This is a genomic window from Rhodococcus cercidiphylli, from assembly GCF_033042225.1.
In the GTDB taxonomy this organism is placed as follows: Bacteria; Actinomycetota; Actinomycetes; order Mycobacteriales; family Mycobacteriaceae; genus Rhodococcoides.
This window is the reverse complement of record NZ_JAWLKE010000024.1, coordinates 1-1,380: the sequence shown is the minus strand read 5'-3', so window position 1 is coordinate 1,380 and position 1,380 is coordinate 1. Positions and strand designations below refer to the sequence as shown.

Annotated in this window: 1 protein-coding gene; it reads right to left on the bottom strand. The window is 59.9% G+C overall.

Features of this window, described 5'->3' with window-relative positions; genetic code table 11:
* Positions 1-40: 40 nt before the first annotated feature.
* The gene (locus R3P95_RS25985; RefSeq protein WP_394855475.1) at positions 41-1,306 is read right to left on the bottom strand and encodes an IS256 family transposase; all 1,266 of its coding nucleotides are present in this window, start codon (positions 1,304-1,306) and stop codon (positions 41-43) included.
* Between the last annotated feature and the right edge of the window lie 74 nt (positions 1,307-1,380).

Here is a 1,380-nt window from a genome sequence, read left to right as displayed (position 1 = left end):
GGGAGTGTCAGATTAACGGTGGATCCGACCTTGGCGTCGGTTAGTTTCCGTTCGGGGTGATGCGTCCTTCGAAGGTGATCGCGAACGCGTTGAGCGCTGGCTTCCACCTCATCGCCCATCGTGCCTTACCTTTCCCGGTGGGGTCCAGTGCCCGCGTGGCGAGATACAAGCACTTGAGGGCCGCTTGCTCTGTCGGGAAGTGTCCACGAGCGCGCACTGCGCGCCTGTAGCGGGCGTTGACGGACTCGATCGCATTCGTCGAGCAGATCACCCGCCTGATCTCGACGTCGTAGTCCAGGAACGGAACGAATTCACTCCACGCGTTGTCCCACATCCTGATGATCGCCGGGTATTGCTGACCCCATTTCTTCGTGAACTCGGTGAATCGTTCCTTCGCCGCAGACTCTGACGGAGCGGTGTAGACCGGCCGCAGATCACGCGCCATCTCATCCCAATACTTCCGCGATGCAAACCGAAAGGTGTTGCGTATCAGGTGAATAATGCACGTTTGCACCACCGCCAGCTCCCAGACGGTGTTGATGGCATCCGGCAAACCCTTCAGTCCATCGCACACCACGATGCAGACGTCGGCGACACCGCGGTTCTTGATTTCCGTCAGAACCGCGAGCCAGAACTTCGCGCCCTCACCACCCTCGCCGGCCCAGATCCCCAAGATGTCGCGTTCACCGTTCACGGTGACACCGATCGCGACATACATCGGCCGGTTCGTGACCTGACCGTCCCGGACTTTGACGTGCACAGCATCGATGAACATCACCGGATACACGCGCTCGAGTGGCCGGTTCTGCCATTCGGTCATTTCCCCGACGACCTTGTCGGTGATGCGGGAGATGGTGTCCTTCGATACCGTCGCGCCATAGATGTCCTGAAAATGCGCGGACACCTCACCGGTCGTCAAACCCTTTGCCGTAAGCGACAATACGATCTCATCGATCCCAGTCAGCCGGCGTTGACGCTTCTTCACGATCTGCGGCGCGAAGGAGGAATCGATGTCCCGCGGGACTTCGATCTCCACCGGCCCGATCTCGGTAAGCACCGTCTTCGAGCGAGTGCCGTTACGGGAGTTGCCGCTGCCGCGGCCAGCAGCATCATGTTTTTCGTAGCCGAGGTGCTCGGTCATCTCCGCATCCAACGCGGTCTCGAGGACATTCTTGGTGAGCTGATTGAGGAGCCCGTTCGGGCCCATCAACTCCACGCCCTGCTCCTTGGCTTGCGCCAGGAGCTGCTCGGCCAACTGCTTCTGATCCACCTCGGTCGCTGCCATGGGATCCAGTGTTTCGGTCATCGTCGATCCTTCCCACCAAGCTGAGCTCGGCGTGTCGAACCAAGGACCGGATCAACCGTTATTCAGACAGTCCC

Bases quoted from the DNA above. Each gene is read 5' to 3' on its own strand.
- R3P95_RS25985 (WP_394855475.1), bottom strand. From the start codon at position 1,306: ATGACCGAAACACTGGATCCCATGGCAGCGACCGAGGTGGATCAGAAG.